The organism is Flavobacterium sp. ACAM 123, assembly GCF_000264055.1.
Lineage (GTDB): Bacteria > Bacteroidota > Bacteroidia > Flavobacteriales > Flavobacteriaceae > Flavobacterium.
Genome location: NZ_AJXL01000001.1, coordinates 63,994 through 90,294, shown reverse-complemented (window position 1 = coordinate 90,294; position 26,301 = coordinate 63,994). Strand labels below are relative to the sequence as shown.

Genomic DNA, 26,301 nt, shown 5'->3' with positions numbered 1-26,301 from the left:
GCCGCCTTGTTTGTAAACGAGACGGCTTTTTTTAGACTTGAAATATTTTACTCTTTGTATTCACCCATTTTACTGTACTTGTCCATTCTCTGATCGATTAAATCTTTTGTTGATAAGTCTTTAAGTTCATTAAATGCCTTCATGATATATTGTTCTACTGTTACAAACGTAGTCTCTCTATCGTAATGCGCACCTCCCAAAGGTTCTGGTATAATGTCATCCACTAATTTTTGTCTTTTCATGTCTGAAGAAGTCAATTTTAAAGCTTCGGCAGCTACTTCTTTGTATTCCCAGCTCTTCCATAAAATAGAAGAACAAGATTCTGGAGAAATTACAGAATACCAAGTGTTTTCTAACATATAAACTCGATCCCCCACTCCAATTCCTAATGCTCCTCCTGAAGCTCCTTCACCAACAATAATAGTGATGATCGGTACCTTAAGACGGACCATTTCAAATATATTTCTGGCGATAGCCTCACCTTGTCCACGTTCTTCTGCTTCAAGACCTGGATAAGCACCCGGCGTGTCTATAAGTGTCAAAACAGGAATACCAAACTTCTCTGCCATTTTCATCAAACGCAGCGCTTTTCGATATCCTTCTGGATTTGCCATTCCAAAGTTTCTGTATTGGCGCGTCTTCGTATTGTATCCTTTTTGTTGACCAACAATCATAAAAGACTGACCGCCAATTTTTCCTAAACCACCAATCATCGCTTTATCGTCTTTAAAGCCTCTGTCCCCATGAAGTTCTAAAAAAGTATCTCCACACAGCGCTCTTACATGATCTAATGTATACGGCCTGCTTGGATGCCTCGACAATTGCACACGTTGCCATGCGGTCAAGTTTTTATAAATAGTCTTTTTGGTGTCTATTAGCTTCTTGTTAATTTGCTTACAAGTATTCGTAACATCAACATCTGATTCTCGACCAATAACGATACATTTTTCTAACTGATCTTCTAGATCTTTTATTGGAAGCTCAAAATCTAAATATTCCATAGGATTTGTGCGTTTTTATTTTTTATTTCGAATTGCAAATATAAAATTTTATATCGTTCGCTATCGTTTATTTTATATTTAAGTCCTAAAAGACTTTATCAAAGCGTAAATTAAGCCTCCCATTCTGCATAAAACCTGCAAGCTCGTCCACCTTAGGACTACAAAGAAAATGGGCAATTTTATTTTATATTTCTATCGTCCGGCATCGTTCCAGATAATTTAACAACTGCTTCAAATAATATCTTCCTTTTAGATTATTGACTTTTGACGACTTATTTCTATCTTAACTTGTATGCCTTAAGGTATTCTCCTTTAGGGGTTCCGTCATCAAAAGAACTAAATTTAACTAGCGTCCTCACTCCTTGACGCGCGGCTTCATTAGTGAAATTCTCATACTCGATGCGGTACAAAGCAGAATACATTTCAGCTCTTCCTGTACCATGATAACAGTGGATTAGGACAGGGTAATTATCACTATTATCCATTATTTTTATAAAGGTTTCTATATTTTTTTCGTTCGGAACTTGTTCTGATGGGTTACTAAAGTAATTAACCCCCTTAATTTTTGCGACAGCGTTCTTTTCTGACTGAATTTCTCCAATTTTTTCAGGGTTTAGAGCCAAATCATTGGTCCCCGGCATCCGTAAGTCCACAATAGATTTGATGTGGTATTTTCTAATATAACTTGCGATTTCATCGGGAGGAATCACCCCGGATTTATAGACCTTCCCCTCTGTGATGGTCTCAAAATTATGATTGATATTCATGTCATAAACATATTTACCTACAAACACTAAGAGTAGCGCAAGCAGCGCAAATCCAATTATTTTCTTATTCTTTTTCATCCTTGAATTATAGATTTACGATTGTAAAACCAGTGAAATTTAATTGCTTCAGCCATCGTTTTTCATCAATACCCCACTACACGTACTCTTGAATAAAAGATTTGTAATTTAATCCAATCACATCCAAAGCTGAATACCTGTTTCTTATCGAATAGCCTCAACCAGCTTAGCCGTGGACCCTCAAAGTAAGTTCTTTTTCCCAATAAAAGTGTAGCTGTACTTCCTTATTAAAAACGGATAGACAATCTTTGTCGCATCAATCCCACTTAGCTTGCATCTGTAGTTCCGGTGTCGTCTACAATTGCCAGCACTTTTTTGCCAGCCTTGTGTTTGATAATGCCATTTAAGATTACCGTAATGATGATAATTACGGCTCCTACATAAAAGGAGAAACTCATTTTTTCTTTTCCGCCAATAATAAAATACGCCAAAACTATCCCGTAAACCGGTTCTAAATTAGTGGTCAGCATAACGGTATAGGGACTCAATTTTTTCATCACTTTTACGGAAGCTGTAAAAGCGTAGGCCGTACAAATAGAAGCTAAAATCAACATAAGAATCCAATTATTAAAACTCAGTATAAAGAAGTCTGCAGTAAATTTATTTTGGAAGACAAAATAAATAGATATAAAAAACACACCTGCTATAAACTCGTAAAAGGAGATCACTGTAGCGTCGTGATTTTGAATTAATTTTCCGTTCATAAGGGTAAACAATACCCCTAATATAATCGAAATCAAGGCATACAACATTCCGTTTAAATAATTTACCTCAACTTGCATGATCATTCCTAATCCGGCTATTATGATGAGTCCAAAGAAGACCTCGTACCACAATACTTTTCGACCATAAAAAAGCGGTTCTAAAATGGAGGCAAAAAAAGCTCCCAATGAAAAAACAGAAAGGGTGATGGAAACATTAGAAACATGGATAGCGTGAAAAAAAGTAACCCAGTGCATTGCGATCAAGAATCCAACAAATGTCAATGTCAAAAAGGACTTTAAAGGAATTCGAAATGTTTTTTTCTTAAAAAGGATAAATACAAATAAGAATCCCGCTGCTAAAAGCATGCGGTACCAAACAATAGCGTCTGCAGTAATGGTAATTAAAGCCCCTAAAACGGCTGTGAAGCCCCAAATAAAGACAATTAAATGAAGATTGATATAACTTTTTAATTTATCGTTTTGCATTGCGAAGTAAAAAGATTGCTAATATTCCAAAAATTATATTGGGAAACCACACTGCCAGGAGTGGTGAAAAAGTAGATTTTTCAGCCAAGGTACCAAATATTTTGTCAAAAAATACATAGCCAAAAGCAATAGCAATACCGATGGTCAGATTCATTCCCATACCTCCCCTTCTTTTCTTATATGATACAGAAACGGCTATTATTGTTAGTATAAATGCTGAAACAGGCACGCTGTACTTTTTATATAAAACTACCATATAGATATTAATATTAGAAGAACCCCGCTTTTTTTCTTTATCGATAAATTGATATAATTTATCCAAACTCAAGGTTTCTGCGATATAAATTACCGGAGTCAAATCTTCGAGATCAAAACTAAATTTGGTCTTTTTCTCAGGCATTTTTTCAATCTTATCTCCTAATTCTCCCACCGTTCTTTTGGTATAATCATACATCGTATAGGTACTGTCCTGTGGATTCCACTTTAATCTGCTAGCGGTAATTTTAGACACCAATTTCTCTTTATCAAATTTTTCAAGGGCAAAATTGAAAGCCACTTTAGAAACACTATTGAAACTGTTCACATACAAAAATTCATTATCATTTATCTGGCGATAAACGTCTGTATTGCCCTCTCTCATCGCTTCGGGACCATTTCCTTTTAGATACGTATACCTAAAATTATTAAAACCTTCACTAGATGCTGGGACCACATAAAAACCCATAATCAGTACAAAAATCGATATAAGGGATGCCCCAATAATATAGGGTCTCAAGAAACGTGTAAAAGAAATCCCTGAGCTTAAAATAGCGATAATTTCGGTATTATTAGCTAGTTTTGAGGTAAACCAGATAATCGATAAAAACAGAAATATGGGGAATAAAGAATTGGCAAAATAAATAGTAAAATGATAGTAATAGATAGCAATATTCCACAATGGAACTTTGTTTTCAATCATCTTATTCACCTTCTCTGAGACATCAATAACTATTCCAATAGGAATAAACATACCCAACATGGCCGCGAAGGTGGCCAGGTATCTTTTCAGAATATATTTATCAATTATTGAAAGCATAAAGACTAATTTGAGTATGCTACCTGGAGCAGGGCCCTCTAGGTGTTAGTGAAATAATAACCACAGATTTCTAAAAATCATTTTTAAACACGTGAATAAGTTGCAAAAAATAAAAGCAGTCCTTAGAGCAATTAAAACTACAGCGATCGAATCAGTTAATCGTTTAACCCTTGATTTAATTGACTAATTAAACAGTATTAGAGTCTCTGGTTCATATTGCGCACCATCATTTCTTTCCAAGTTCTAAAATCGCCTGCTAAGATATGTTTTCTGGCCTCACGAACCAACCACATATAAAACCCAAGATTATGGATGGTAGCAATTTGTTTTCCTAGGTATTCATTAGCAGCAAACAAGTGACGCAAATACGCTTTAGTATACTCCGTATCCACATAAGTGATTGCCATTTCATCAATAGGAGAAAAATCGTCCGCCCATTTTTTATTTTTGATGTTAATCGTACCGTTAGCCGTAAACAACATCCCGTTTCTGGCATTACGAGTAGGCATTACACAGTCAAACATGTCAACTCCCAAAGCTATGTTTTCCAAAATATTTATCGGAGTTCCCACACCCATCAAGTAACGAGGTTTGTCTTCCGGCAAAATTTCACAAACTATTTCGGTCATGGCATACATTTCTTCTGCAGGCTCCCCTACTGATAGTCCGCCAATGGCGTTTCCTACTTGGTTGCTGTTAGCAATATATTCCGCTGATTGCTGACGTAAATCTTTATAGCAGCTTCCCTGCACGATAGGAAAAAAAGCTTGGTCATACCCATATTTCACCGGCACTGTTTCTAAGTGGCTGACACATCTGTCTAGCCAGCGGTGTGTCATTTTCATCGAGCGTTGCGCATAACGGTAATCACAAGGATAAGGCGTACATTCATCAAATGCCATGATAATATCAGCACCTATAGTACGTTGAATTTCCATCACATTCTCTGGTGTAAAAAAGTGGAACGAACCGTCAATATGCGATTTAAACTTCACCCCTTCTTCCTTTATTTTTCGGTTTGCCGAAAGCGAATACACTTGGTATCCACCGGAATCTGTCAAAATATTACGGTCCCAATTCATGAATTTATGCAAACCACCGGCTTTCTCTAGGATCTCCATTTGTGGGCGTAAATATAAGTGGTAAGTGTTTCCCAGAATAATATCCGGATTTATATCTTCTTTCAATTCCCTTTGATGTACCCCTTTTACCGAGGCCACGGTACCAACGGGCATAAAAATAGGTGTTTCAATAACACCGTGATCAGTAGTAATACTGCCCGCTCTCGCTCTAGTCTGCGGGTCTTTTTGTAATAAATCAAACTTCATAGATGCTTTTTTCAGTGAGCAAAGATAGGCTAATTCGACAATTTGAAAATTAGATAATTACAAAAATTATTTAAGATTTAGGATTTCCTCCGAAAATGAGGTTGTGATACCGAAATTTCTTTTGGTTACATACGATGTCAGAGCTTTTTCTACTAACATGAATCGCAAATAGTAAATCAAGAATTATTTGTCCATACCCCCTAGTGCTTGCTTCATTATTCCACCTTGCAATTTCACTCCCGTCGGACTCCCAGAACGCTACAATCTCTCCCGCCTCGTTTTAAAAATAAAACGAGATACCGTTTTTTCCGCCCCTTCAGGATTATACTTCACACAATCGCCAGAACGACACTTTTAAAAGAACAATTTATTATTTAAGAGAATTAAAACTAAAAATGCTTTTGATGATTTGCACTAAAAAGATTATTTATATATTTGAGGAGAATGCGGCTTTCGATAGCGACGCTCTACTCAATAGTTGGTCTACAGTTGCTATTTACGTAGCGATTACAGACAGGCTAACACTAACCATAAATACTTTACGATAGTAAAATTTTCAATTTTTTTAAAATAAATCTTATGAAATCCAAACAAATTCTTCTTTTGCTATTATTTATTTCCACTTCATTTTATGCGCAAAGCACAGCGCCACAACTAGATAAAATTAAGCAACAAGACCTGAAAGATGATTTATATGAACTAGCAGGTGATGCCTTCCGAGGACGAAGAGGAGGAGAACTTGGCGAAATGCGAGCTTCCGTTTGGGTCGCTCAAAAAGCGCGCGAAGCTGGGTTAAAACCTGCAGGTGAAGACGGAACCTATTTCCAGTTCTTCAATCTCAAACGCAGCCGTGTGGCCAATAGCAGTGCTATTAATTTAAATGGTAAAAAACTTGATCTTTGGAAAGAAATTTGGCCAACTAATCTAGTAGACATTGCCTTAGAAGGCGCTATAGTTTGGTTAGACAGGATGCCAGAAAGTACTGTTGATCTAAAAGGTAAAATTGTAGCTTTGAATATTATGCCCCCTACTCCCATGATTCCAAGCTGGGTTAGCCTTTGGCAATATCGTTATACTGCTTCTGCCATACGTCAGCAGGGGAAAGAACTCCTTAGCCGTGACGTTGCCGCTATCATTTTTGTTGCCGATGATAAGGTAGAATCACTAATTTCATTTACAGGATTTCATTTTCAAGAAGGAAATTATGGAATTGAAGATAACGAAGTTCCTAACACGGATACGGCACCTATTTTTCTGGCAAGTAAAAATTTAGCGAATACACTTTCTAGCCAAGGTGCTTATTTAAATACCAAATTAAAAGTAGAGAATTTTGACTATCCTTCTGTTAATGTTGTTGCAAAAGTTGATGGAACTGATCCTAAACTGAAAGAGGAATATGTGTTATTCAGCGGTCATCAAGACCATGACGGAGTAGGACCCGCAGTTAATGGTGACCCTATCTGGAATGGTGCCGATGATAATGCATCAGTTACGGTAGCGATGCTTGCAATAGGAGCAGCATGGAATATACAGCCTGCTAAGCGATCAGCCTTGTTTGTTTGGCATGGATCTGAGGAAAGGGGTTTATTGGGTTCTCGCTATTTTGTTAGCCATCCCACCGTTGAACTGTCTTCCATTGTTGCTGTTTTAAATGGCGATATGATAGGACGCAATGCACCTGATTCTGCGGCGCTATTAGGTGTAACAGAACCTCATCTTAATTCTTCTGAACTTGTAGCTATCACTTTAGCTGCTAATAAAAGTATTGCCAACTTCAAAATAGATACCTCTTGGGATGCTGCAGATCATCCGGAGAATTGGTATTATCGAAGCGATCATCTTCCCTATGCTCAGGCTAATGTACCCGCAATTTTTTTTACCACCCTATTGCATCCTGATTACCATACCCCTTTCGATAGCCCAGATAAAATTGACTATGTCAAACTTACTAAGATGACCAAGTGGATGTATGAAACCGGCTGGAGAGTTGCTGAAAGTGCAGAACGTCCAGCTCTGACAATAAAGAAAAAGTAAAAAATAACTAAATCGTATGTTCTTAATAGACAAGCCATTTGTTTCTGATTTTCTTATCGAAACAATAAAAGATAATAATTATAAAATAATTGCAACCAAAGTAGCCAAAGAATTAGTGAAAGATGATTCGTTGGTATGGATAGAGGAAGAGGAAGCTATCTCTTTACTAAAAAGGAATCCTCAAATTTCTCTTTACAGCAATTCAGAGAACGCGTTAGCCTGGATCGAAGAAAACTATGGAGAGCGTGAACTATCAAGTCAACTAAAAATTTTAAAAAACAAAATAAAGTTTAGAGAACTGATAAAAGGATTATTTCCCGACTTTTATTTCAAAGAAATAAGTATTGAAGAAATCCAACTACTGTCCGATGATGAAATCCGTTTCCCGTTTGTAATTAAACCTGCGATTGGTTTCTTTAGCATAGGAGTTCATATCGTAGAAAATGAAAAAGACTGGATAAAAGCTAAAAGTGAATTACAACCTGATAAACTTAAAAGTATATTTCCTGAAAATGTATTAAACACAAGTAATTTTATTATCGAAGAGTTTATTCGAGGAGAAGAATATGCAATCGATTACTATTACGACAATAATGGAGATGCTGTTTTATTAAACGTTTTACATCATCTTTTCTCTTCCGGAACAGATACAAGTGATCGGGTGTACTCAACATCCAAGGCAATCATTGAAAAGTATAAAATTGATCTCGAATATTTTTTAAGCAAAATTGGTGCAGCGTTAAATTTAAAAAATTTCCCAGCTCATGCTGAAGTCCGCATCGATGAAAACGGAAAAATAGTTCCTATCGAAATAAACCCTCTACGATTCGGTGGATTTTGTACTACGGCTGACCTTTTAGGAGTAACTTTAGGGTTTAATGAATACAAATGCTTTTACGAAAACAAAAAACCAGACTGGGATACTATATTCAAGGGAAAAGAGACTAAAATATTTAGTGTAATTATTTTAGATAATAATTCAGGAATAATCTCTTCTGATATTTTAAGATTTAACTATTCAGATCTTGCTAACGATTTTGAAAAACCAATATTAATTAGAGAGTTAGATATCAATAAATATCCCGTATTTGGATTTGCTTTTATTGAAAGTGCTGCCAGTAATAGAAAGGAATTAAGTGATATTCTCACCTCTGATCTAAGAAAATATATAGTACTTAATTAGAGGGAATTTTAACACTCAAAAATATTTTTTTACATGAGCTGCATTAATTGTTAACTCCATGTCCTTGTTTTCCTTCTTAAAATCAGAAAGAAAACAAGGTCTAATCTATTTCCACACTGCAACTACTGATTTTTTAACCTAGCAGTCAACTGTCCTTTCCATGCCATCGTTTCTTATCAATAAAATTGACTGGTATTCAATTCTGCTATTGTGGTAATACCAAACGAATTTATGTTTTAGTCTAAATCGTTTTCATATTGCATCGGTATAATCTCTTGTCCAATCCCTTCCGTAAGTAGAATCTAAAACGGTCTTGAAAATTATCTAACTCAATATAAATAGTTAGTCTTCTTGTATGCAAAGCTTCCGTAGCTGATGTATCTCTTTGTGCTTGTAAAAATCCTCATACCATCCAAAGTTGATTTAAGGAATTGTCTATAAATATAATTTATGCATTCCATTATTTTTATAAATAAAAAATTATGAATTAAGATTCCTAATTTTGTAAGGAAAAAATCAAATAATAAAAACAACAGTCGCAAGAAGAGATCAAATAGGTCTTGTATTAATGAATGCCTCTCAAGAAATTATTTTATAGTAATCCACCGCAGTAGAGCATTGTTTTATTTATGGCCAACTAAATTTGCATTTTAAAAGTCATGATCTGCTCCTATAAGATCTAGTGAGGAAGATAATAAAACCTTAACAAAAGACCAGCCAATAAAATCGGTTTCGAATATACGAACTACTTAATACATCATTGTTTTAATTCCTATCTTCATTCAGTCAGAAAAAAGCAGCTCACAAGAACCCAAAGACAAGCATTAAACCATGAATCAAACAATTTTAATTCAGAATACAACGATTGTAAATGAAGGAAAATCATTTATCGCAGACGTGTTATTGGCGGACGGAGTTATTCGTCAAATAGGAACTATTGACGTTTATCCTACTTATAAAATCATTGACGGAACGGGCAAACACCTATTACCCGGAATTATTGACGGACAAGTCCATTTTAGAGACCCTGGACTTACCCACAAAGGAGATTTATATACAGAAAGTAAAGCTGCTGTAGCAGGTGGAGTGACTTCTTTTATTGATATGCCAAATACGGTTCCGAATATTTTGACCGTAGAAAGCCTAAAAGAAAAGTATGCTATTGCTTCAAAAAAGTCCTTCGCAAACTACTCGTTTTTCATGGGGGTTAATGGAGACAATATTGATGAAATTCTAAAAACGGATACGAGTCAATTTATTGGGGTTTCTGATGACGGCCTCTACTTTACCAAAAAAGGAAACCTACTTGCTGATAATCCAGAAACAATGGAAAAATTATTCGCTGGCTGCAAATCCATTATTGCGATTCATTCTGAGAAAGAAGAAATAGTAGAAGCAAACGAACAGGCTTTTAGAATACAATATGGTGAAGACGTTCCTGTAAAGTACCATCCAATTATTAGAAGTACCAATGGCTGTTATGAAGCCACAAAACGTGCCATTGATTTGGCAAAAAAGCACAACGCCAGATTACATATTCTACACTTAACGACAGAAGCAGAAACTCATCTGTTTCAAAATGACATACCGCTAGAAGATAAAAAAATAACAACCGAAGTTTCAGTGCATCATCTTTGGTTCTCGGACAAAGATTATGAACGATTAGGAATGCTTATCAAATGGAATCCCGCGATAAAAACAGAACAAGACAAAGCAGGTTTATTAAAGGCGCTACTTGACGATCGAATTGACATCATCACGACTGATCACGCACCACATACCTTAGAGGAAAAGCAAAAAACCTATTTTCAATCTATGTCAGGTGCGCCAATGGTTCAGCATTCACTCAATTGCCTGTTAGAGTTTTATAAACAAGGACTCATTTCTTTAGAAAAAATAGTTGAAAAAATGTGCCACAATCCTGCTATCCTCTATCGTATGACAAACAGAGGATTTATCCGAGAAGGCTATTTCGCCGACTTGACCTTGGTAGACTTAGATAGCCAGTGGACAGTTACTAAGGAAAACATCTTGTACAAATGTGGTTGGTCACCGTTAGAAGGCACCACTTTTAATACCAAAGTAATACAGACTTTTGTAAACGGAACGCTAATTTATGACCACGGAGAATTCCATGAAGACACCTTCGGTATGGCAATAGAATTTGACAATAGAGAAATCTAAAACGGATCTTAATTCAAGAGCAATCCCAATCTTAAATAATAAAGATCAAATAACAATAAGCACCGATATAGTTTATTTATTGACTAGTAATAGCGAGAGTCAAAATAATTGGTAAAATACTTCTCGTATAGTAAAAACTTTACTTAGACAGGGTACATTCACTTCATTAGTTGATTGTAAAAGATTAGCAGTGAAGTACTCCGTTTTGGATTAAAAAAAATTCAGTTAAAAATAGTTTAGAGAGAGCTACGCAAATATTATAATCAACCCAAACCACTATGAGTACCCTATTATTTAAAAACAGAAGACTCCTAATTGCTACTAAGCATGAAAAGGAAAAAGTAATTGCTCCTTTACTAGAACAAACCCTTGGCGTAATCTGCTTTGTTAATGAAGATTTCGACACAGACTTATTAGGCACTTTTACAGGAGAAATTGAAAGAAAACTAGATCCGATAGCAACCGCAAGGCAAAAATGTCTTTTAGCAATGAAACTAAGCAACTGCGATTTAGGTGTGGCAAGTGAAGGTTCTTTTGGTGCTCATCCTTCCCTATTTATTGCCAGTGCAGATGATGAATTTTTAATATTTATCGATACAAAAAACAACTTGGAAATAATAGCCCGAGAACTGAGTATGGAAACCAATTTTAACGGAACTGAAATTACGAATGAACAAGAACTATTGGAATTTGCTGAAATGGCGCAGTTCCCTTCCCACGGATTAATACTGCGTTCATCAAAAGCAGAAAATAGTACTATCATCAAAGGTATTACCAACTTAAAAGATCTAAAAAATGCTTTTCATTTGCTACATGAAAAGAGCAACAACCTTTATGTTGAAACAGATATGCGCGCCATGTACAATCCTAGTCGGATGACTGTAATTCAAAATGCAACTAAAAAACTGATTGAAAAGATAAATTCTTGTTGTCCTCAATGTGAAGTCCCAGGCTTTGGAATTACAGACGCTAAAAGAGGCTTAAAATGTAGCTTATGTGGTTCGCCTACTAATTCAACTTTAAGCTTCATTTATACATGCCAAGATTGTCATTACACAAAAGAAGAGATGCATCCACATAAAAAAACAACCGAAGATCCTATGTATTGTGACTATTGCAATCCGTAATGACTTTGAACGCTTTCGCGAGGTAGTTCAGTTTAAAAACACAACAGTTGCTCCATTTATTTATGGGCTACTTTTGAAAGACTTTTTCATCCAAGACTCACAATAGTACGCCCATCCATTTACTATAGTTCACAACTAAATAAAACAATCTCCTTTCATTAATTCGGATTATCTGCAACGCCCCAAGTATCCAAACTTCTTAAAATATTTTCAAGCGATCTTCCTCTCTCGCTTAATTTGTATTCCACTCTCGGGGGCACCACGGGAAAAACTTTTCTAGAAATAAGGCCGTCTCTTTCTAATTCCCTTACGGTTTGAGTAAACATTTTATTAGAAATACCAGAGATCTGCTTTTGCAGCAATCCGGAACGTAAACTGCCATCCAATAAATGAAATAAAATCAAAGGTTTCCATTTAGTCCCTATTAAACTCATTGTATAATTAAGTGGACAATAATTTTTTTCGCTCATATTAAAGTATAATCTATTGATAATCAACATTTTACTCTTTTAAGTAACTGTAACACTTTATGGTTAGTACTTGCTATTTATGCAAATCTAGCCTAATTTTGCAATCAAATACTATAACATATGACTACAAATACAAATTACCCAAAATCATTTTCACATATAGGGATTACAGTTCCGAATATAAAAGAGGCAGTTAAATTCTATTCAGAAGTAATGGGCTGGTACATTATTATGAAACCATCTACAGTAAAGAAAGAAAAGGAAACGGCTATTGGCCAAATGTGTATTGACGTTTTTGGTGAAGATTGGAAAGAATTTGAAATTGCACATTTAGCAACTTCAGATGGTATCGGAATCGAATTGTTCTCTTTCCCTAACGGAGCCAAAGAAGCACCAGAATTCAATCCTTTCAATACTGGTCTTTTTCATTTTTGTGTACAAGATCCAAACATTGAAGACCTCATCGAAAAAATTGTATCTTACGGTGGCAAACAAAGAATGCCTATTCGAGAGTATTATCCAAAAGACAAGCCTTTTAAAATGTGCTATGTAGAAGATCCCTTCGGAATTGTTTTCGAAATATACACACATAGTTACGAATTAACTTATTCTTCCGGAGCCTACACAAAATAAATCAATGAAGTTCGATAAGTTGTATTGGACTATTAAAACTAAAAATGAAATGAAAAAAAGTATTTACCTACTCTCCTTTTTTATAGCAGTTGTTTCTTGTAAAGAAGCGATCAACAAGAAATTAGACCCTGAAATGTCAAAACAAAGAGATAGCATTACAAATCAAGTACTACAAGTTGCTGAATTTATTGGGCAACAAGTTACTGGCGTTACGGTGACTTCGACAGAACGGATTTTTGTAAACTTTCCTCGATGGAGAAAAGGAGTTGAAAATTCAGTAGTTGAAATCACTAAAGACAATCAAAAATTAGCGTATCCTAATGAAGAATGGAATTCCTGGGAAATTGGCAACGCCGTTGAAGATCAAAAATTTATTGGTGTTCAGTCTGTGGTTGCTTTTGAAAACAAACTTTATGTACTAGACACACGCAGTCCATTATTTGGCGCCGTTTTAGACGCACCTCGGCTTTTTGTCTTTAATTTAAATGACAACAAATTAGAGAAAACCTACATATTAGAAAAAGACAGTTATTATCCTAATTCTTATATTAACGATTTACGTGTTGATGCAAAAAACAATAAAATTTATTGTACTGATTCTGGCAGAGCGGGTTTAATTGTACTGGATATGACTTCTGGAAAATCTACTAGAGTTTTAGACAATCATTTTTCTACAAAAGCAGAGCAAGCCTATTTGACCTTTGGCGACAAAAAATGGGAGAATACGATTAATTCTGACGGAATTGCGTTAGATACTAAAAATGACTTACTCTACTTTCACGCACTAACAGGCTACAGTTTATATTCCGTACCCACAAAGGTATTGGCCAATGCAAACAATGCTGAAGTAGAAAAATCAGTCAAGTTGGTAGCGAAAACAGCAGCTCCTGATGGAATGATATTGGATGAAAATGGTACGTTATATTTTGCTGATTTAGAAAACAACAAAATCATGTACCGCAAGCAAGATGGCAGTATTCACACCCTAGTGGAGGGTGAAAAAATCAGATGGGCTGACACATTTAGTATCTATAACCACTACTTGTATTTCACTAACTCTAGAATTAATGAAGTTACAGGAGCTATTTCAAATATGACTTTTACTTTGAATAAAATAAAATTAGCTGACGATTAAAAAAAGGGCAAGGTAACTTAACTGCTAAGCCACACTTCTGCTTCAAAAACAATTCAAAAGAAGACCGCTTTTAAAGTAATTTAAAGACGGTCTTCTTATTTAATTAAGTGCTATCTACTTTTAAATTAGACATTCAAATTGCAATACAAACACCTATACTATCCATGGAAATAAAATCTTGAATGATTGTTATCAGAACAATTTAAAACGGAAGTCTTGAAAATCGTGTTAATCTGAATGATGATAATTTACGAATCACAACTCTTTTCATCTTATCAGTGTAACAATTACTAAAAACTAACGTCTTGTTATCACAGTTAAAATTCTAATAAAAACTAATGAAAACAGTACAATTTCGAAAGAATGAAGGACTATTGTTAGTGTCCAATAGGGACAAAAGTGAACTTTAGATAATTATAAAAATTAATTTACCCAGCATGAAAAAAATAATACTACCGCTTTTTCTTTTGCTCGCTCTTACAGGAAAAGCGCAAATAAAGGCCGACGATGTAAACACCTTCACTCTGAAAAACGGAATGAAAGTACTGGTTGTGGAAGACTTCTCTATCCCCAACGCTAATATGTATCTATTCTACAAAGTAGGGAGCCGCAATGAATATCAAGGTATCACTGGTCTTTCTCATTTTTTTGAACATATGATGTTTAATGGTGCAAAAAAGTATGGTCCAAAACAATTTGACCAAACAATGGAATTCAATGGAGGTGCTAATAATGCCTATACTACTGAAAATGTTACCGTCTATACGAATTGGTTTCCTGCCTCAGCTGCCGCTGTTATATTTGACCTCGAAGCGGATCGCATTTCGAGCTTAAGTATTGATCCTAGCATTGTTGAAAGTGAAAGAGGTGTTGTATTAAGTGAACGTCGTACAGGTCTGGAAAATTCTCCGTGGCGACTGTTGTCACAATCCATGCAGGCGACTGCTTTTCAAGAACATCCTTACCACTGGCCGGTGATGGGTTATGAAGATGATATGAAGAATTGGAACCAACAAGACTTAGAACGTTATTTTAAAACATACTATGCCCCAAATAACTGTGTCGTTGTCGTTAGTGGTGCTATAAAAACCGAAGAGGTAAAACGATTAGCGCAGAAATATCTTGAACCAATTCCCGCTCAACCAGCACCACCGAAAGTCCACATTGTAGAACCAGCACAAACTGGCGAACGAAGAATAACGGTTCAAAAAGAAGTAGCTACTCCTTATCTAATGATTGGTTATCATACTCCTGAAACTAAACATGAGGATTACTACGCCTTAAATATTCTCAGTTCGATCCTTTCCAGTGGAAAATCATCCCGATTGTATGCTTCACTCGTAGATAAAAAACAGCTTGCCACGCAAGTATTTACAGATTATGGCGATAGCTTTGATCCTAGTCTTTTCAATGTCTATGCTGTAGCCAATAAAGATGTGAATGAAGCAGATTTAGAAAATGCCATTTATGCTGAGATTGAAAAAATAAAAAAAGAAGGCATTAGCGAAACAGAATTGCAAAAAGTAAAAAACCAAAAACTAATGGAGTTTTACGACCAAGTAGAAACCATCAACGGTAAGTCGAATAACCTAGGTACTTATGAAGTGTTTTTCGGTGATTATAAAAAAATGTTTGCTGCTCCAGCCAATTTTAATAAGACTACCATAGCTGATGTACAGAACGTAGCCAAAAAATATTTTACAAAAAGTAACCGAACAGTAGGAGTATTAAAAACAAATGTAGAAAACTAATTATATGAAGAGTATTAGCCAAAAAATCATAATGGTCAGCCTACTTGTAATCACACAAATAAGCTTGCACGCCCAAAGTTATAAATTACCAGAGTACACTACTTTTAAATTAGCAAATGGCCTTACTGTTTTCCTGATGGAGCAACATGATGTACCAGTCATCAGCATATCTGCACTCATACCTGCAGGAGCCATTAATGATGAAGATAAATCTGGACTCGCTTCATTGACTGCTACAGCTTTAAAGCATGGTACTAAAAATTTTACAAAAGCAAATTTAGATGAAGAACTCGATTTCATTGGTGCCAACGTCAGCACTTATGCTTCGAAGGAATACTCCGGACTTTCCTCCCACTTTGCAACTAAAGACAAAGACAAGGTACTGACTATCGTTAAAGAAGTATTGCTCAACCCTGTTTTTAACGCTTCCGAATTTGAAAAAGAGAAAAGTAGGTTATTAGTTCGGTTAGAGCAGCAAAAAGAAAGTCCACAATCTGTCATAGGAGCTTACTTTGAATCGATGCTTTACGGAGATCATATTTATGGAAATATAATAACTGGTACTCCGGCAACCGTTAGTAAATTAACAGTTAATGATCTCGACGCTTTTTACAAAACGAATTACAATCCGGACCATGCTGCCATCAGCGTAGTGGGTGATTTCAACAGCAAAGAAATGAAAGCTTCATTGACTACTTTATTTTCAAAATGGAAGAAATCAGTAAAAGAGGAAGAAAGTCCTGCATCAAAAGCGATTGTCATCCCGAAAGAAAGTAGGGTATTACTCGTAAATAAAGAAGACGCAAAGGAAACCACATTTTACATAGGTGCGCCAGGCGTGAGCAGAAATAATCCGGATTATGTTGCTATTGAAGTGGTGAATACTCTTTTTGGCGGACGCTTTACGTCTATGCTAAATGATGAGCTGCGGGTAAACTCTGGTTTAACTTACGGAGCAAGCAGTCGCTTTAATGCCTTGAAAAATGGAGGTTCATTTGCAATCAGTACTTTCACGGCCGAAAAAACTACCGAGCCCGCTATCGACAAAGCCTTGGAAGTTCTTAACAAACTTCATAAAAATGGTATTGATGAAAAATCATTAGCATCTGCTAAAAATTATGTCAAAGGACAGTTTCCGCCACGATACGAAACTACCGAACAACAGGCCAACTTGCTGACCCAAATGTTCTGGTATGATTTTGACAAGTCTTTCATAAATAATTTCGAAAAAAATGTTGACGACTTGGATTTGGCAAAAGCCAACCAAATCATTGCTAAATATTTTCCTAAAGACACCCTCCAATTTGTTATGGTAGGAAAAGCAGATGACATTAAAAACATTGCTGAAAAATATGGTAAAGTAACCGAGGTGGAAATAAAAGATGGTCCAAAAAGAGGACTTTAATTACTACGACTACCCAATGTATTCGATGGCAAAAAATAAAGAGCTATTTCATCAAATAATTTTTGTTAGCAGCAACACATTGGAATAAAATATAAATTCATCTAGTATAAGTGCACTACTGCCAGATAAAAACAAAAGACCGCTTTTAAATTACTTTAAAAGTGGTCTTTTTTATTGCATTGATTGCAACGCTCCCGCTCCCTAAACTCGATATTCAAATTATACCAAAACGATTTAGGCTAAAACATAAATTCGTTTGATATTACATTAAAAAAGACCTAATCTCACCTTAGGTGTTCTGACTCCTATTTGCGTGTTCACTGTGGTCCTCGAAGTTCTATTTTGGTTACGTGGTTCTCGATATTCATAATAATAATATCCTGCATGCTGATACCAGTATTCGCTATGATGACAATTATTGTCACAATACTTATGATGCACAGCGTAACCCTCTTTTTTACCTTGAAGATAAGCTCGATGTGCTCTTCTATCATTTTTCTTTAATTCCTTTTCGTATTGTCTTTGTTCTTGCCAAAAAGTGTATTCCTCTGCTTTGCTTTTAACCTCAAGCTCTTGTTCATGTTGAGCATCTTCTAAACCTCTTTGCTGATAATAAGACATCCTGCTTTTTGTCTCTACTTGGGCTTGATCACTGGCTCTAGATTGTTGCGCTTTCATATCTGGCCCAAAAGAAAAAATTAATAGTATTAGTGCGACTTTAACTGTTTTCATAATTTTAAAATTAGTGTTAGTACAATAGTATTTCATTGATAACTTCGATACTAAGACAACTGTAAACAAGTTTACCCTACCTTATTATCCTTAAATCTAGAAAAATATTTATTAAGCAAAATTGTGAACAATAAATACGATGCCGCTTTTCATCACAGATTAAAATGACTTGCAACATATAACAGATATACAAATAATGGATCTGCAATTAAAGTCCGCAAAATCCCGTTCTAAAAAAAATGGTTTAGATACTAAGAGTAAAAAATAAATAATAAAAATTTTTATGTAATTTATAAATTATATAAATATAGATATATGAAAATTACATCTATTTATTCCTAATTTTAGTAAAAAAAATCATGATAAAAAAACTTCTACTACCCGTTTTTACCTTGTTTGTACTACAAAGTTGCACTGTTGTCCGCCCAGGAGAGGTTGGTGTTAAACAACGCATGGGCAAACTTTCTAACGAAATTACAACTCAAGGTCCAGCTTTGTTTAATCCTTTTACTAGTAAAATTATTAAGGCTTCTATTCAAACAAATGATTTAGAACAAAACCTTAGTTTGCCTAGTAAAGAAGGGTTGAGCGTAAATGCGCAAGTATCAATTTTGTATCGTCTTGAACGAGAAAAAGTAGGTAAAATCATAGAGACATACGGTTTGTCTTATGAAAATATAATTTCTAATGTTTTCCGCTCTGCTTCGGCTGATGTTAGTTCTAATTTTTTTGCAAAAGATATGCACTCCGGTATGCGTTCCAATATAGAAGCACAGATTAAAGCTAAAATGGGTGACGTATTATCGAAGCAAGGAATAATTGTAGAATCAGTTTTAATGAAAAGCATTCAGCTTCCTGCGGGTTTAGCAAGTTCTGTTGAACGAAAACTGCAGGCTGAACAAGATGCAATGCGAATGGAATTTGTTTTGCAGCAAGAAAAACTCGAAGCAGAAAGGAAAATTATTGCAGCCAAAGGAACAAGAGATTCTCAAAAAATAGTAGCAGAAGGTCTAAATAATGATATTATTAAATTACGATCTATTGAAGCTTTTCTTGAATTATCTAAATCAAGCAATTCAAAAATCATAATAACTGACGGTAAGACGCCTTTTTTAGTTGATTAATAGCTTCTTGTAGTAAGACATTTCAATTTCTAAAGTTACTTTTGCTTTGTAAAGTTGGAAGATAAAAGTCATTTTAAACAGAAGTGTACACTGATCGTATACATCAATGTACTTCAATTACATTGTACTATCTTTCAAATTACATCTCCATGATACCAAACCGATTTGGACTAAAGCATAAATTCGTTTGATATTAATTCTCTTCTTTTAAAAAAACCGATTAGAAAGCTAATCGGTTTTTTTTATTTGATTTTGGTTATTATCTTAAATAGAATAATCTATGATTTCTCTACGCTATCTGATTTATATGTTAAGTAAAAAGTAGTCTTATTAGAACCATTTTGATACTTGCTAGAAAACAACGCCAATCATTTTGCCACCCAAATTAAACGATTTCACTCTTTAAAACACTGTTTTTGTTGATTACGAAGTACGCAAAAATAGTAAAACGTACTGAACTACATCCTTTTTACTTCTCATGTAGTTTCATAAAGTCAACAACTTCATCGAGACGGTTGCTCCACGGCCAAAAGTATTGTGTGACCATAGGAACATGCTTTTTGTTTAAGAGTATTGCTTTAACATCCGGTTGAAACGGATGCAAAGCATCTATAAAACGCTTGTTAGTTGTTTTGATGGAAGAATAGGTTTTATCACCAACATAAATTAGAAAAGGAGGCGTGTCCTTATCCAAAAAATAAATAGGGGAAGCATCCTGCCATTTAGCGGGTGATTTGGTCCACGTTGTTGTATAATTGTGCATTGCAGTAGGCGGGTTTCCCTCTAAATAGTATTTCATATCTAATCCAGCGGCATCATTCAAGATGATTCCAGAAATACTTTTAGGATTAATTCCATACTTCGGATTCATAACGGCCAATGCACTCAGGTGACCACCTGCTGAATGTCCAGTTATAAAAACTTCATTTGGATTACCATTGTATTTGCTGATACTATCTTTCGTCCATTGAATAACGGCAGCAATTTGTTTAGCCATCCCATCATAATCCGTATTCGGACTTAAAGTATAATCAGGAATAACAGTGACTACTCCTTTACGTGCAAAGTTTCTGCCCAACAAATCATAAGTCCCTTTTCGTCCACTATTCCAGTATCCCCCATGTACAAAGATTAAAACGGGAAGCTGTTTTGTTTTTGAATTTCTGGGAACAAAAACATTCATTTTCGGTACCGCTATTGTGCTTTCTTTCGAAGGTGCTAAATAAGAGGCATCCTTAATTTTTTTTGAGGCACAACTGCCTAATAAAAAACTATTTAAGAGAACGAGTATCGCAATTTTATGACGCATGTTTTTTCTACAAATATATAAATTAAAGAAAAAGTAAACGCAATTATTTCAACAGCCTTTGCTTTGCTTTTTTACTGATGAAATTCATTATTATGAACTCAGGGCGAACTGGAATTCATTAGCTTTGTAACCACAGAATATAATTTGAAATGGCTGCTGGTTCTTACTTACTATTGCTAAAACTACAGTTAATACAAAGGTGGAAATACGCTAATCCAATTGAACAATCCTCATTAGAAAATAAGGGTGCAAAATCAAAGACGCAAAAGCGAACGAATTCTAAGAAATAGCTAGGCTACTTTTATGGGATACACACTTACACTTTAATTAAAAGGAAAGACATGAAGTACACTATCTTGATCGTAACCGGTTTAGGGGACTCGGCAGAGAAGCATTGGCAAAACTATTGGTTACAGCATTTTGAAACTGCCCAAAAAGTGATTCAAAAGGATTGGGACAACCCTCTTTTAGAAGACTGGTTGGAAAGTCTCAACACTGCCATCGAATCTGCGGAAGGCGAAATCATTATCGTTGCTCATAGCCTTTCCTGCTCGCTTATTAGCCATTGGTCAAAAGAAAATAAAACCCATAAAATAGCCGGCGCTTTGCTTGTCGCACCAGCAGATGTAGATTCTCCAGCGCATACTCCAGAACAAATCAGAAACTTCTCCCCCATTCCCTTATTGAAGTTAGATTATCCTTCCATTGTAATCACAAGTGCTAATGACCCCTATATTTCAGTAGAGAGAGCCACGTTCCTAGCTGAAAAATGGGGAAGTTCCTTTATAAATGTTGGAGAGAAAGGGCATCTAAATTCTGAATCAAAATTAGAACACTGGGAAGAAGGACAGGAAATTTTACAATCGTTAGTACACATGATACAAGATAACAAGTAGTGTCCACGGGTTTAACCGTAACTCCTCTTCGTGCTAGTAACATGAAATAGAGAGGGATACGCTATAAACGGACGGTAGATTATTTAAACGGCCTTTTTATAAGCGCTTTTACTACCAAATACAATGGAGATTTTTGAAAATCAGTAACCCTTTATAAAATAAACGTACTATGTTAGCAAGAAAAAATTGGCATCAAAAACATTTTGAAACCCTAGGGTTTGGGAGTCGCTTGGCCGATGCCGTAGCAAAAAGTATGGGTTCCTGGAAATTTATAATTGTGCAAACAGTTTTAGTCGTTCTTTGGATGACATTAAACACGATTGCTTTTATAAAACATTGGGATGTCTATCCTTTTATTTTACTCAATCTGGTATTTTCAACACAAGCAGCTTATGCAGCTCCAATTATCATGATGGCCCAAAACAGACAAAGCGAAAGAGACCGGGCACAAGCACAAGCAGACTACCAGACTAATGTAGAGGCTAAACTGGAAATAGAAGCGCTTACAACAAAGCTCAATAGTATTGAAGTGGACAAGTTAGACAAAATAATTAGAATGTTAGAAAAATTAGAAAATCAGCCTTAATTAAAGGATAAAAACAACGACCAAGACTTTAATTATCTCGTTGTTTATAATTAGAAAATGCAGCCTATTTAGCCTTCTTAATAAGAGCTAAATGGGCTTTCTTTGTTATCTGAATCTTTTAATTTCAGTGCTTCCCATCTAATTTAAATGTTGTACTCCCTCTTTTTACTTTGTTTCCAACCAATAAAAAATAAATACCATCTGCCAAAATACTGAAATTTTTAATTTGTCAAGAAATAGCCTTATTGTTTTAAGTCAAAAACGCTTTTTTTATTCTCATTTATGTGATTAATGATAATTTAAATCTGTTTTTAGAAAAAAAATGTTTAAAATCAATTATTATAGCACCTCAATCAGTAAAAAAATTAGAAGTTACAAAAGCGAAAAAAAGTAGCTCATGGATTGTAAGATTTATTTCAATTGGGATGGAATGGTAACATTATAAAGAAAAAATAGTGATTAAAACGCTTCTGAAAATTGAAAAAATGCTTCAACTCCAGAATTGGTAAGTACTGTAAATAAAAATATGACGGAAACAAACGAACATATATGTTGGCCGTCATAGCACATTAGCTAGTAGTAACTATGGAACGTTAATTATTTGCTTGTGTAACAAAAGTTACTGAGAAACCTTTTCCTTTGTCTTACTTTTGCCTTATCAAATTAGAATCTAGTACAAATACAATGCAGTAATGGGATTACTTTTAAGAGTAATTCAAATCTCATAATATAAAAAAATGAGCTTAGAAAAAATAATCAAAGAAAATGAAGGGACGATTATCGATGTCCGTTCTCACGGTGAATTTATGGGAGGTAACGTGTTGGATTCCCTCAACATTCCGTTAGATGAAACACCGGAAAGAGTAGAAGAATTAAAAAAATTAAAAACACCTTTAGTACTCTGTTGCGCCTCTGGAAATAGAAGTGGACAGGCGCAGCACTTCCTTTCAGAACTAGGAATTAAATGTTACAATGGTGGTTCTTGGTTAGACATTAATTATTATAAATCACAAGACAAAAAAATAAAATGATAAACACATTAAAAAAGCTATTTGGTCTAGGACCTAAATTAGACTACGCCAATTTAGTAAAACAAGGAGCGGTAATCCTAGATGTTCGTAGTCCAGGAGAGTACAAACAAGGACATATAAAAGGTTCATTAAACGCTCCGTTGAATGATCTTTCTAGACATAGTGCAAAATTAAAAAAAGACGCTACTATTATTACCTGTTGCGCATCAGGAATGCGAAGCGCTTCTGCAAAAAGTATTTTAAAATCGAACGGTTTTGAGCAAGTACATAACGGCGGCGGCTGGAGTAGTTTACAAAAAAAATATAATGAATGTACAAAACCTATTACATGATTAGCACTTTATGCGTTTTGTTAATCTTGCTCTGGGAATTTATATCATTGTATAAGCCTGTCAAACCCAAAGCGTTCTTTCAGTACTTTTAACCGGTTTTTTATTATACCAAGTCATTACCAATTCTGGCTGTGGTGGAGCAAATGGTTGTATAGTACTGCTAAAGAAAAAGAATAACGACAGTTTTGAGAATCTGGAATACAAAGAAGTAAAATAAATAAATTGTTACTTTATAAAGTACTACTCTTGAAAAATAGGATCGTAGGCTTCAGCGAACTACTACATTTAAAATACATTCAAATAAAAAGCCCCAAATTGGGGCTTTTTATTTCATTAACGCTTAAAAATCCGTACAAACAAACACCAGTATTGCATCATTAGTATTCGATGGTAAAAATTATAAACCTGACAACAAATTAAATATTCATAAATTACTATTACATTTTTTGCAAATAATTACACCCGCTGGACGTTAAAGTATAAAAGGCACTTAAATCAGCATTGTTTAAAACTGCATTTTTGTTACCGTGTTGCACTAAATCAGAATTAGCGATAAAAGGCAACCCACATGCTACTCTATTAACATCTTCCTCTTCTAGAACTTGGTTCCCACTTTATTTGATAAATCATTAATTAAATTGCGATACGAATGTGGTAAAGCCACATCTATCAAATATACCTGCAACCGTTTCTAGCGCTTTTGAATTATGACCTTCTAACAAAAATTCTTTTTCTGAGTTATCATCTGTAGCCACATTGATAATTTCTACGATTTTAGAATGAGGGAAAATAAGATCAAAACTCAACTGGCGATTTATCGATTTAGTGAAATCATCGTCATTTTCCATAATAATGATAATCTTTGCTGTAGCAACCTCCTTTATTTTTTCAACAACAGCTGCATCGTTAACACAAAAACCAGAAAGAATAATAATATCTGCCTCCCAACTTGCGTTTAAAGCACAATTCATTTTTTCTATGACGCCATGGCGATTTTGCGCTACAAGACTTTCATGAATCTGAGAAAGTGCTTTTTGGTTGTCATCGAATAATAAAAGGTGGTAACGCTCTGATAATTCTTTGAGTATAGGAAAGTTTCTTTCCTCCGAGGCACCAATCACGGCAATAGTTCTTACATTTTCCATTGTTATTGTTTTTACTGTTGCAAAAATACAGCATGAAGCAACATCGTTCCATTGAGATAGAACAAGAAATGCCATTGATCTAAATCAATTTTATTTACGAAGTGTAATTTGTTTTCTCACCCTACTTAGTGTTTCCGGGGTAAGTCCAAGATAAGAAGCGATCATGTGCTGGGGCACACGCAATGTAATATCAGGGTATCCGTTTGTGAGTTTGATGTATTTCTCTTCAGCAGTTGCAGTCAAAGCTGAATTTACTCTTGCCTGTAAAGCAATATAGGCATTTTCCAATAACAGTCTTTGGTACCGTTCAAATACAGGTAGTGCATTCATTAATTCCGCTCTTGCTGCCACAGTTAATAACAACAGTTCCGAATCTTCAATTGCTTCGATCGTATAGGTTGAATGTGCTCCCATTAAAAAACTGGACAAATCAGTGATCCACCAGCCCTCAAAAGCAAACTGTATGATGTGTTCATTTCCTTTTTCATCAGTAGTATAGGACCGTAAAATACCTTTCTCAATAAAGGCATTATAAGTACAAACGTCCCCTTCTAGCAGCAACGTTTGTTTTTTTCGTATTTTCTTTGGAATAAAGAAAGTCTTACACACGTCAAACTCCGCTGCGGTCAGGGTCACTTTCTCACCAATACTTTTTGCTAATTGTTCATACATAAACGCAAGATAATAATTACTGAATCAATAAAAAAAATGATTAGTAAAAATGATCAAACCAGAAAAACCAAATCCTAAAAAAACATACCGTTGAAGCCCTTATTTCCTAACAATTGTAACTAAAATAGCCATCCTAACAAAATCAAAAATCATTTGTCTTACGCCAAAATAAAAATTACCTTTGGCGCAGTTTAACTTTTACACACAAAATGAAGCCTAACACACAACAATTAAAGGATTTAACTATCCAAGTCAGAAGAGATATCCTTAGAATGGTACACAATGTCAACTCAGGTCATCCGGGAGGATCTCTTGGTTGTACTGAATTCATGGTAGCCTTATACCAAAATCTAATGGACCGCAAAGAAGGTTTTGATATAGACGGAATTGGAGAAGATCTTTTCTTCCTTTCAAATGGACATATCTCACCCGTTTTCTATAGCGTTTTAGCAAGAAGCGGTTATTTTCCAGTTTCGGAACTAGCTACTTTCCGTTTAATCAATTCAAGATTACAAGGTCATCCTACAACTCACGACGGTTTACCTGGAGTGAGAATTGCATCTGGTTCTCTTGGACAAGGAATGTCTGTAGGTATTGGAGCTGCTCAAGCTAAAAAACTAAACAATGACAATCATATAATTTATACCCTTCATGGTGACGGTGAGTTGCAAGAAGGTCAAAACTGGGAAGCGATCATGTATGCTTCTGCAAAAAAAGTTGACAACCTTATTGCTACAATCGATTTAAACGGAAAACAAATTGATGGTTCTACTGATGAAGTTTTACCAATGGGAAGTATCCGCGCTAAGTTTGAAGCTTTTGACTGGGATGTTATTGACATCAAAGAAGGAAATAACATCGAAGCAATTATTGCTGGAATGACAGATGCTAAATCTAGAACAGGAAAAGGAAAGCCAGTTTGTGTGCTATTGCATACTGAAATGGGGAATGGAGTGGACTTCATGATGCATACTCATGCATGGCACGGAAAAGCACCTAATGATGCACAATTAGAAACTGCATTTGCTCAAAATCCAGAAACCCTAGGCGATTACTAATAATTTTAAAATTTGAATTGTAAATTTTGAATTAGTACTCAAAATCCTTCAATTA

Annotated in this window: 25 protein-coding genes; 15 read left to right on the top strand and 10 right to left on the bottom strand. The window is 35.1% G+C overall.

The genetic code is table 11. The annotated features are described in order from the left end of the window. Positions 1 to 47 precede the first annotated feature (47 nt). The 5 genes from A3SG_RS0100480 to tgt all read right to left on the bottom strand — a co-directional run bounded on the left by A3SG_RS0100480 (position 48) and on the right by tgt (position 5,439). On the bottom strand, positions 48 to 1,001 hold the full coding sequence (locus tag A3SG_RS0100480) for an acetyl-CoA carboxylase carboxyltransferase subunit alpha (RefSeq protein ID WP_016988040.1): 954 nt from the start codon (positions 999 to 1,001) through the stop codon (positions 48 to 50). 278 nt (positions 1,002 to 1,279) lie between these two features. Continuing rightward, a complete protein-coding gene (locus A3SG_RS0100475) occupies positions 1,280 to 1,846 on the bottom strand; it encodes a dual specificity protein phosphatase family protein (protein ID WP_016988039.1) in 567 nt (188 codons plus the stop codon). A 266-nt stretch (positions 1,847 to 2,112) separates the two neighbouring features. Continuing rightward, positions 2,113 to 3,036, bottom strand: a complete 924-nt coding sequence (locus tag A3SG_RS0100470; protein WP_016988038.1) for a DMT family transporter — start codon at positions 3,034 to 3,036, stop codon at positions 2,113 to 2,115. After that, positions 3,023 to 4,111 carry an LptF/LptG family permease gene (locus A3SG_RS0100465; RefSeq protein ID WP_016988037.1) on the bottom strand — a complete coding sequence of 363 codons (1,089 nt, stop codon included), beginning with the start codon at positions 4,109 to 4,111 and terminating at the stop codon, positions 3,023 to 3,025. Before A3SG_RS0100465 ends, A3SG_RS0100470 begins: the two co-directional genes overlap by 14 nt. Before the next feature lie 197 nt (positions 4,112 to 4,308). Next, a complete protein-coding gene (gene tgt, locus A3SG_RS0100460) occupies positions 4,309 to 5,439 on the bottom strand; it encodes a tRNA guanosine(34) transglycosylase Tgt (protein WP_016988036.1) in 1,131 nt (376 codons plus the stop codon). 404 nt (positions 5,440 to 5,843) lie between these two features. On the opposite strand from tgt, the gene A3SG_RS21465 reads away from it, so the two are divergent. From A3SG_RS21465 to A3SG_RS0100440, 5 genes are all read left to right on the top strand, one after another. After that, complete coding sequence (locus A3SG_RS21465) at positions 5,844 to 5,987, top strand: hypothetical protein (protein WP_157485245.1); 144 nt, start codon at positions 5,844 to 5,846, stop codon at positions 5,985 to 5,987. A gap of 31 nt (positions 5,988 to 6,018) precedes the next feature. Further along, complete coding sequence (locus tag A3SG_RS0100455; protein WP_016988035.1) at positions 6,019 to 7,473, top strand: M28 family peptidase; 1,455 nt, start codon at positions 6,019 to 6,021, stop codon at positions 7,471 to 7,473. Between the two features lie 16 nt (positions 7,474 to 7,489). After that, the gene (locus A3SG_RS0100450) at positions 7,490 to 8,656 is read left to right on the top strand and encodes an ATP-grasp domain-containing protein (protein ID WP_016988034.1); all 1,167 of its coding nucleotides are present in this window, start codon (positions 7,490 to 7,492) and stop codon (positions 8,654 to 8,656) included. Between the two features lie 831 nt (positions 8,657 to 9,487). After that, a complete protein-coding gene (locus tag A3SG_RS0100445; RefSeq protein ID WP_016988033.1) occupies positions 9,488 to 10,840 on the top strand; it encodes a dihydroorotase in 1,353 nt (450 codons plus the stop codon). 278 nt (positions 10,841 to 11,118) lie between these two features. Further along, positions 11,119 to 11,967: a DUF6671 family protein gene (locus A3SG_RS0100440; protein ID WP_016988032.1), complete on the top strand. Its 849-nt coding sequence runs from the start codon at positions 11,119 to 11,121 to the stop codon at positions 11,965 to 11,967. A gap of 158 nt (positions 11,968 to 12,125) precedes the next feature. Here A3SG_RS0100440 and A3SG_RS0100435 read toward each other — a convergent pair whose 3' ends face one another. Next, complete coding sequence (locus A3SG_RS0100435; protein ID WP_016988031.1) at positions 12,126 to 12,437, bottom strand: winged helix-turn-helix transcriptional regulator; 312 nt, start codon at positions 12,435 to 12,437, stop codon at positions 12,126 to 12,128. A gap of 120 nt (positions 12,438 to 12,557) precedes the next feature. Between A3SG_RS0100435 and A3SG_RS0100430 the strand changes: the two genes are divergently transcribed. The 4 genes from A3SG_RS0100430 to A3SG_RS0100415 all read left to right on the top strand — a co-directional run bounded on the left by A3SG_RS0100430 (position 12,558) and on the right by A3SG_RS0100415 (position 17,361). After that, on the top strand, positions 12,558 to 13,070 hold the full coding sequence (locus A3SG_RS0100430) for a VOC family protein (RefSeq protein WP_016988030.1): 513 nt from the start codon (positions 12,558 to 12,560) through the stop codon (positions 13,068 to 13,070). Positions 13,071 to 13,119: 49 nt separating this feature from the next. Then, positions 13,120 to 14,205, top strand: coding sequence for an L-dopachrome tautomerase-related protein (locus tag A3SG_RS0100425; RefSeq protein WP_029596521.1), 1,086 nt, complete (start codon positions 13,120 to 13,122; stop codon positions 14,203 to 14,205). A 437-nt stretch (positions 14,206 to 14,642) separates the two neighbouring features. Beyond that, a complete protein-coding gene (locus A3SG_RS0100420) occupies positions 14,643 to 15,956 on the top strand; it encodes a M16 family metallopeptidase (protein WP_016988028.1) in 1,314 nt (437 codons plus the stop codon). A 4-nt stretch (positions 15,957 to 15,960) separates the two neighbouring features. Next, positions 15,961 to 17,361 (top strand): M16 family metallopeptidase, encoded by a 1,401-nt coding sequence (locus A3SG_RS0100415; RefSeq protein ID WP_035663065.1) that lies wholly within the window; start codon positions 15,961 to 15,963, stop codon positions 17,359 to 17,361. 267 nt (positions 17,362 to 17,628) lie between these two features. On the opposite strand, the gene A3SG_RS0100410 is transcribed toward A3SG_RS0100415, so the two are convergent. Further along, positions 17,629 to 18,093, bottom strand: coding sequence for a hypothetical protein (locus A3SG_RS0100410; protein WP_035663072.1), 465 nt, complete (start codon positions 18,091 to 18,093; stop codon positions 17,629 to 17,631). A 359-nt stretch (positions 18,094 to 18,452) separates the two neighbouring features. Between A3SG_RS0100410 and A3SG_RS0100405 the strand changes: the two genes are divergently transcribed. Next, entirely contained in the window at positions 18,453 to 19,217 is a 765-nt protein-coding gene (locus A3SG_RS0100405; protein ID WP_016988025.1) for a prohibitin family protein, read from the top strand. A 469-nt stretch (positions 19,218 to 19,686) separates the two neighbouring features. Here A3SG_RS0100405 and A3SG_RS0100400 read toward each other — a convergent pair whose 3' ends face one another. Then, complete coding sequence (locus A3SG_RS0100400; protein WP_016988024.1) at positions 19,687 to 20,526, bottom strand: alpha/beta hydrolase; 840 nt, start codon at positions 20,524 to 20,526, stop codon at positions 19,687 to 19,689. Between the two features lie 341 nt (positions 20,527 to 20,867). On the opposite strand from A3SG_RS0100400, the gene A3SG_RS0100390 reads away from it, so the two are divergent. From A3SG_RS0100390 to A3SG_RS0100370, 4 genes are all read left to right on the top strand, one after another. After that, positions 20,868 to 21,422, top strand: a complete 555-nt coding sequence (locus A3SG_RS0100390) for an RBBP9/YdeN family alpha/beta hydrolase (protein WP_016988022.1) — start codon at positions 20,868 to 20,870, stop codon at positions 21,420 to 21,422. Between the two features lie 169 nt (positions 21,423 to 21,591). Next, complete coding sequence (locus A3SG_RS0100385; RefSeq protein WP_016988021.1) at positions 21,592 to 22,008, top strand: DUF1003 domain-containing protein; 417 nt, start codon at positions 21,592 to 21,594, stop codon at positions 22,006 to 22,008. Positions 22,009 to 22,745: 737 nt separating this feature from the next. Continuing rightward, the gene (locus A3SG_RS0100375; RefSeq protein WP_016988019.1) at positions 22,746 to 23,039 is read left to right on the top strand and encodes a rhodanese-like domain-containing protein; all 294 of its coding nucleotides are present in this window, start codon (positions 22,746 to 22,748) and stop codon (positions 23,037 to 23,039) included. Further along, positions 23,036 to 23,371: a rhodanese-like domain-containing protein gene (locus A3SG_RS0100370; RefSeq protein WP_016988018.1), complete on the top strand. Its 336-nt coding sequence runs from the start codon at positions 23,036 to 23,038 to the stop codon at positions 23,369 to 23,371. The genes A3SG_RS0100375 and A3SG_RS0100370 overlap by 4 nt, the downstream gene beginning before the upstream one ends. Before the next feature lie 629 nt (positions 23,372 to 24,000). On the opposite strand, the gene A3SG_RS0100365 is transcribed toward A3SG_RS0100370, so the two are convergent. Continuing rightward, positions 24,001 to 24,591: a hypothetical protein gene (locus tag A3SG_RS0100365; RefSeq protein ID WP_232226223.1), complete on the bottom strand. Its 591-nt coding sequence runs from the start codon at positions 24,589 to 24,591 to the stop codon at positions 24,001 to 24,003. Between the two features lie 15 nt (positions 24,592 to 24,606). Beyond that, positions 24,607 to 25,188, bottom strand: coding sequence for a Crp/Fnr family transcriptional regulator (locus A3SG_RS0100360; protein ID WP_016988016.1), 582 nt, complete (start codon positions 25,186 to 25,188; stop codon positions 24,607 to 24,609). Positions 25,189 to 25,397: 209 nt separating this feature from the next. On the opposite strand from A3SG_RS0100360, the gene A3SG_RS0100355 reads away from it, so the two are divergent. Continuing rightward, positions 25,398 to 26,246 (top strand): transketolase, encoded by an 849-nt coding sequence (locus A3SG_RS0100355; protein WP_016988015.1) that lies wholly within the window; start codon positions 25,398 to 25,400, stop codon positions 26,244 to 26,246. The last annotated feature ends 55 nt before the right edge of the window (positions 26,247 to 26,301 follow it).